The sequence below is a fragment of the Heyndrickxia sporothermodurans genome (assembly GCF_003055045.1).
In the GTDB taxonomy this organism is placed as follows: Bacteria; Bacillota; Bacilli; order Bacillales; family Bacillaceae_C; genus Heyndrickxia; species Heyndrickxia sporothermodurans.
The window spans coordinates 1-4,970 of record NZ_NAZB01000048.1 but is presented as its reverse complement, the minus strand read 5'-3'; the positions used below and the strand labels follow the sequence as shown (position 1 = coordinate 4,970).

The 4,970-nt window shown below is 33.4% G+C and carries 11 protein-coding genes; 3 read left to right on the top strand and 8 right to left on the bottom strand.

Annotation, left to right across the window (positions count from 1 at the left end; genetic code table 11):
• Positions 1-45: 45 nt before the first annotated feature.
• The 4 genes from B5V89_RS16470 to B5V89_RS16455 form a co-directional block, all read right to left on the bottom strand.
• Entirely contained in the window at positions 46-639 is a 594-nt protein-coding gene (locus tag B5V89_RS16470) for a hypothetical protein (RefSeq protein WP_108073033.1), read from the bottom strand.
• The gene (locus B5V89_RS16465; protein WP_108073032.1) at positions 605-1,777 is read right to left on the bottom strand and encodes an FtsK/SpoIIIE domain-containing protein; all 1,173 of its coding nucleotides are present in this window, start codon (positions 1,775-1,777) and stop codon (positions 605-607) included. The genes B5V89_RS16470 and B5V89_RS16465 overlap by 35 nt, the downstream gene beginning before the upstream one ends.
• A 10-nt stretch (positions 1,778-1,787) precedes the next feature.
• Complete coding sequence (locus B5V89_RS16460; RefSeq protein WP_108073030.1) at positions 1,788-2,048, bottom strand: hypothetical protein; 261 nt, start codon at positions 2,046-2,048, stop codon at positions 1,788-1,790.
• Positions 2,049-2,187: 139 nt separating this feature from the next.
• Positions 2,188-2,370 (bottom strand): hypothetical protein, encoded by a 183-nt coding sequence (locus B5V89_RS16455; protein ID WP_108073029.1) that lies wholly within the window; start codon positions 2,368-2,370, stop codon positions 2,188-2,190.
• Positions 2,371-2,516: 146 nt separating this feature from the next.
• Here B5V89_RS16455 and B5V89_RS16450 point away from each other — a divergent pair, with 146 nt between their 5' ends.
• Positions 2,517-2,729, top strand: coding sequence for a helix-turn-helix transcriptional regulator (locus B5V89_RS16450; RefSeq protein ID WP_342352541.1), 213 nt, complete (start codon positions 2,517-2,519; stop codon positions 2,727-2,729).
• A complete protein-coding gene (locus B5V89_RS16445) occupies positions 2,726-3,205 on the top strand; it encodes a hypothetical protein (protein ID WP_108073026.1) in 480 nt (159 codons plus the stop codon). The genes B5V89_RS16450 and B5V89_RS16445 overlap by 4 nt, the downstream gene beginning before the upstream one ends.
• Before the next feature lie 28 nt (positions 3,206-3,233).
• Here the strand turns inward: B5V89_RS16445 and B5V89_RS16440 are convergent, their stop codons facing one another.
• Together B5V89_RS16440 and B5V89_RS16435 are read right to left on the bottom strand one after the other, a co-directional pair.
• The gene (locus B5V89_RS16440; RefSeq protein WP_108073025.1) at positions 3,234-3,566 is read right to left on the bottom strand and encodes a YolD-like family protein; all 333 of its coding nucleotides are present in this window, start codon (positions 3,564-3,566) and stop codon (positions 3,234-3,236) included.
• Between the two features lies 1 nt (position 3,567).
• A complete protein-coding gene (locus B5V89_RS16435) occupies positions 3,568-3,786 on the bottom strand; it encodes a hypothetical protein (protein ID WP_108073023.1) in 219 nt (72 codons plus the stop codon).
• Between the two features lie 116 nt (positions 3,787-3,902).
• On the opposite strand from B5V89_RS16435, the gene B5V89_RS16430 reads away from it, so the two are divergent.
• Entirely contained in the window at positions 3,903-4,091 is a 189-nt protein-coding gene (locus tag B5V89_RS16430) for a hypothetical protein (protein ID WP_108073022.1), read from the top strand.
• Between the two features lie 78 nt (positions 4,092-4,169).
• On the opposite strand, the gene B5V89_RS16425 is transcribed toward B5V89_RS16430, so the two are convergent.
• Positions 4,170-4,865, bottom strand: coding sequence for an N-acetylmuramoyl-L-alanine amidase (locus tag B5V89_RS16425; protein ID WP_108073021.1), 696 nt, complete (start codon positions 4,863-4,865; stop codon positions 4,170-4,172).
• The gene (locus B5V89_RS20765; RefSeq protein ID WP_425319841.1) at positions 4,865-4,963 is read right to left on the bottom strand and encodes a phage holin family protein; all 99 of its coding nucleotides are present in this window, start codon (positions 4,961-4,963) and stop codon (positions 4,865-4,867) included. Before B5V89_RS20765 ends, B5V89_RS16425 begins: the two co-directional genes overlap by 1 nt.
• Positions 4,964-4,970: the final 7 nt, after the last annotated feature.

The window sequence follows — 4,970 nt, the reverse complement described above, 5'->3', positions numbered from 1 at the left end:
TTAATAAAATCATGGACAAGCTTTATTTTGATGATGAGTTTATGTCTAATTGATTTCTTCAAAAGTGTGGACGTGAGCTCTTAAATTGTATTGGTTGATCCAGGACTCAAATTTTCGTTTTCTGTTTTTACTTTTTGTAAAAATATAAAGAATTGATAATCGGTCTTGTTTAAATGCATCGATATAACTTTCTATTTTTTTCTTGTTGTCTGACATATCTCGGGTATTATCAATTTCAACAAAGTGAGTATATCCATTTCTGGTGAATGAAGCATCAGCAATAATTTTTTTATTGGCTATTTTTAAGCCACCATTTACAATTATTTCGTGCTTTTTCATATCAGATTTTAATTCAATGACGTGTTCTCTTCGCCAATCCAATGGACAATTGAAGTGAAAATATACTTCATTGGATAGCAATGTGTGTTCTATAAGAGCATTCCGTTTCACTTCTTTTGTAGACCCAATAAATTCGCGTCCATCTTTATTCAAGTAAAGTACCTTTTCTTTATTGAAAAATGTTGTGTGAATGAATGGTTCAAGTTGCTTAACAATCCTACAAGCATTGCGATAACTTTTTAAATCATGCTTTCGTCTTAATTGCTTAATTGTTACCATACCTAGTTGATCTATAGTCATTAATAGACTCTCTATCTTGGTTTGAGTTGATAACAGCATCTTGCTCTTCCTCCAATCGTTTAAATATATACTTATCATCAATGTATGGGACCTGTATAGTACGATTTTTTTCAATTTTATATATTGCTCTTCCTGGAATAGATGGAAGGTCCTCTGCTCCAATATCATCAAGAATAACTCTGCTTGCAATTTGTGCTGCAGCTATAAATGATAACCGTGCCACGATATTCATTTTCACTTGCATAGGCACAGCTTCGCGAGTTGGATATTGAGTACAAAAAATTAGTCTATATCCTAATGCTCCACCAATACGAGCAATTTCGGATAACGCCGATTGACAATACTTTGCATACTTTTTAGCTTCGCCAGAAACAATATCCGGGGAAAGTTCTGCCCCTTCGTCCACAATAATAAAAGTGCGTTTCTGGATAGGTGTGTCGACGATATTTGTATATTGTTTTGATCGCATATATTGTTGACGTTTTTTTAGGTCCTCAATAAAATTGGAAAGCAATTCTGTAGACTCATAAATATCACTGGCAACTTCTTTAACTTGTGGAATGCCCATGTAATGACCAAATTCCATACCGCCTTTTAGATCAAGAATATAAAAATCTACATTTTCCATTTGATTCATAAGCAGAGAATAAAACATTTCTTTAATTAAAACCGTTTTACCAAACCTTGTAACACCACCTACAAGCATATGAGGATATTTATCGAAGTCATGATAAAGGATTCCTTCATGATTTTTTCCGATCGGAACCTCCCATTTATCTTGTGTAAGGAGATCATCTGTAAACGACCATTTTTCAGGCAGCTGATTCTTATAAACTTTAATCTTTAGCAGTCCATCGTATTCAAACTCTATATCCTTATTTAATCCGTCTATAATAGCTGATTTTATGCTTTCAAATGCTTCTGAAGGTATTCCTAAGGGTAAGGTGTATAAATAGGTTGAATACTGCTCATTCTCGTATTTCTTGTGTAACTTTGGATATAAAAATGCATCATCCTTTTTAATTCCCACCCTTCTATTTTCAAATATTGTTTGTATTTTCTTTTCATCACTCATGGATTTCTTTGGAATTAATGCTGCACCAGTAATTATTGCTGGTAGTGCAAACCACTCTAACATTTAGCTCACCTCACCATAATTTTTCAATAATTTTATTTTCGATTTCTTTATAACTATCAACCTCGCAAGCATCGAATTTATACATGTGATCAAGGATAGATTCATATTCCTCTTTATTCTTACATTCATCAAATAAATTATTTAAATGGCTTGATGAAAATAAGAATGGTTCGTTTAGTTCCTCAAATTGATTTCTTCTTAATCTGTCTTTATTCCATTTGCTATCAGCTACATTTTGAAACATTGACCGTAACATACCATTCACAGACATATTCATCCTCCTATTCCTTGAAGTCTTCATTGAATTATTCATAAGATGTATTGTTCATTGAAGTATGCAAAGTTATATGATAATAGATTAAAATCATGTTTCTTTTTGTTCATTTTAAGTCCGACATATATACATATACCTAAATAAATAGTTTACTAAGTTCCTTCATCAGATAGAAAATTCCTCCGTATTTCATCACCTCCATCACAATAGTAAGAACCGAATCATTAATTGCAATCCCTGATTTATCAAGTAATGCTACACCTACTAAACTTCCACCCACAGCACCTACAGACACTATTCCAAATGTAAAAGGATCCATATACTATCACTCTCCCTTCTTTGTATAGTTCATTGTATGGGCGAATGACATAAAACTTGCCTGTCTTTCACAAAAAAATACGATTTTTTGCGTAGTTATTTGTGAAAGGTTATTCTCACGGCTATGTAGAATGAATATAATAGGTGATGAAGATGGTTATCAATAACTTAGGAAAAATCATTAAAAACTCTCCTTTTAATAGGCCATACATTGAAAAGTACATTGGAGTATCAAGGAACACTCTATCCAATTGGTGTACAGGGAGATCTTATCCCACAATTCCGCAATTATTGAAACTTTGTAAGCTTTTAAACGTAAAATTTGAAGACATATACAAAATCAAGGAGGAAGAAAGTTGAAAAGATTAATATTGTTCATATCCATTATTTCTCTTATCGGGATAATGGCTGCATGTGGCAAAGAAAAAGTTGATTTATCCGACACTTCAATTTCAGCAAAAGAACGTGTTACGTCAATTGTACATAACGTTGTGGGAGAAAAAGTTAGTGATAAAGACACTGTAAAATCTATAAAAAACAACGACGGCATCTTAAAATTAGAAATTAACACAAAAGCGCATGAAGGTTCCAAGCAAGCATTGTTAAAAGATTCAGCTAAAATTTTTGCCGACTTATCAAAAATGAAGGATGTTTCTTCCGCTACTATTAGCTGGCTTGCACCTCTAACAGATCAAAACGGGAAAAAGTCGATGGGTGAAGTATTAGCAATTATGATTGATGGAGAAACTTTTAAAAAAGTAGATTGGGATAATTACGAATCATTAGATTTAGAAAAATTAGCTTCCGGATATAAACAACACGATGCATTAAAATAAAAAAAAATAACCGTCCAATTTGGGCGGTTTAGTCTATTACAGTTATATTTAAAATTTTATCAAATCGAATACTCTCCATACCTTCCACTGTTGCTATTTTAATTTCCTTTTTCAGTGGATCAATCGATTTAATGGAACATGTAATATTTCTTTCGAAGCCATTATTATAAATTGATAAATCTACATATAAATTATAATCTTTGGCATATCTTATTAATTGCTCGAATTCTGCAATTTGTTCCTCATCCCATATTGGCATTTTATTTTTTTGACTATCTATCCACATTTCTTTTATGCCTTCTACATGTTCTGGCATCATAAAGCCATGCCATTTCTTCATTCCTCTGTCGTTAATATTCATACTATGCGCCCCTTCTATGGTGTCTCATTGGAGCAATCGATAAAACGTTACTTAGTTTAAACGTGCGAGACTGCCTACGTTTGTAACAATATGCCTTAAATGATTCTTCGCCTACCTTTTCCACATGTATGATTCTCTGTGTGATCTCACCTTTATTAGATAAATAAATCATTTCTAATCGCTCACCCGTAGCAGCAGACCTCATTAATAAACCTTTCATCGATTGACCCTCCAATGCGAACTATTGTTCTTATTATAACCAACCATTCGTTCTTATAAAAGGGATTTTCATTATTTTTATCGAATAAATTATTGGAAATAATGGGAGGGATTAAGTTGAATACAATTGATTACTTAAACTTAAAACAGGATTGGACTCACGTAAAAGAAAGAATATTAACTGTTGCTAACCAACTTGAAGGAGATGATAAATACAAGAAAGAAGATGCTGTAAGAGAGTTAATAAAGGTCGTGGAATATATGGATGATAACGAGCCAAGAGCCGTTTATATTGACCATCATTAAAAGGTTTTTTGTGTAGAGAGAAAATGCCCCTCTCAAAATTGAGAAGGGCTTTTAATGTGTAATCTAGTTGCCCTTTTATTATTCTTTCACAATGTACGTCTTATACCCTTTTTTCTTTAATTCAGCTGCTAATTTTTCGGCATTTTCTTTGTTTGCAAATGCTCCAGTTTGGACCTTATAAAATGACTTGTCCTTATCATTTGAGGGCTTGCTAGGTTTTGATTTAGCTTTCAATCCTAATGCTTTAGCAATCCCTTTAGCCTCGGCTTTTGCAATAGCTTTAAGATTTGCATCAGATTTTAAGAAATCAGCATCTTTTTTAGTGTCAATAAATAAATGCTCCAATAATGTTGCTGGCATTGCTGTTTCCCTAACTACGGCAAGATTAGCGCTTTTCCTACCACGGTCTCTAAAGCCTTTAAAAACAGTCATTACCGCATCATGTACGGCTCCCCGCATTGTTTCCGTTTTGCTACCTACATTAATAGACGTATATACATAAGATTCAAAACCCGTACCGCCGCCCGCGTTGATATGGTTCGATACAAATAGATCAGCTTTTTTCTTATTGGCAAACCTAGCACGCTCACTAAGTTCTACAAAGACATCGGTAGAACGTGTCAAATATACCTTTACACCTTCATATCCATCTTCTAAATAATCCTTTGCAAATTTAGAAATCTTAAGAACGACATCCTTTTCTTTTAATCCATTTGCACATGCTCCCGGATCCTTACCGCCATGTCCTGGGTCAATTACAACAATTTTAGTCATTATTTGTCCTCTCCTTTATCTTCATCTTGGATAACATGCAATTTATCAACTAGCACATTAGGCACCTTTAAGCCCAATTCGGCGCAGTTTTCTAAAATTGATAGA

What these genes read in the sequence shown, in the direction of transcription:
- B5V89_RS16470 (WP_108073033.1), bottom strand. Translation starts at nt 639, where the DNA reads ATGACTATAGATCAACTAGGTATGGTAACAATTAAGCAATTAAGACGA.
- B5V89_RS16465 (WP_108073032.1), bottom strand. Translation starts at nt 1,777, where the DNA reads ATGTTAGAGTGGTTTGCACTACCAGCAATAATTACTGGTGCAGCATTA.
- B5V89_RS16460 (WP_108073030.1), bottom strand. Translation starts at nt 2,048, where the DNA reads ATGTCTGTGAATGGTATGTTACGGTCAATGTTTCAAAATGTAGCTGAT.
- B5V89_RS16435 (WP_108073023.1), bottom strand. Translation starts at nt 3,786, where the DNA reads ATGAAAGGTTTATTAATGAGGTCTGCTGCTACGGGTGAGCGATTAGAA.
- B5V89_RS16455 (WP_108073029.1), bottom strand. Translation starts at nt 2,370, where the DNA reads ATGGATCCTTTTACATTTGGAATAGTGTCTGTAGGTGCTGTGGGTGGA.
- B5V89_RS16450 (WP_342352541.1), top strand. Translation starts at nt 2,517, where the DNA reads ATGAAGATGGTTATCAATAACTTAGGAAAAATCATTAAAAACTCTCCT.
- B5V89_RS16440 (WP_108073025.1), bottom strand. Translation starts at nt 3,566, where the DNA reads ATGAATATTAACGACAGAGGAATGAAGAAATGGCATGGCTTTATGATG.
- B5V89_RS16425 (WP_108073021.1), bottom strand. Translation starts at nt 4,865, where the DNA reads ATGACTAAAATTGTTGTAATTGACCCAGGACATGGCGGTAAGGATCCG.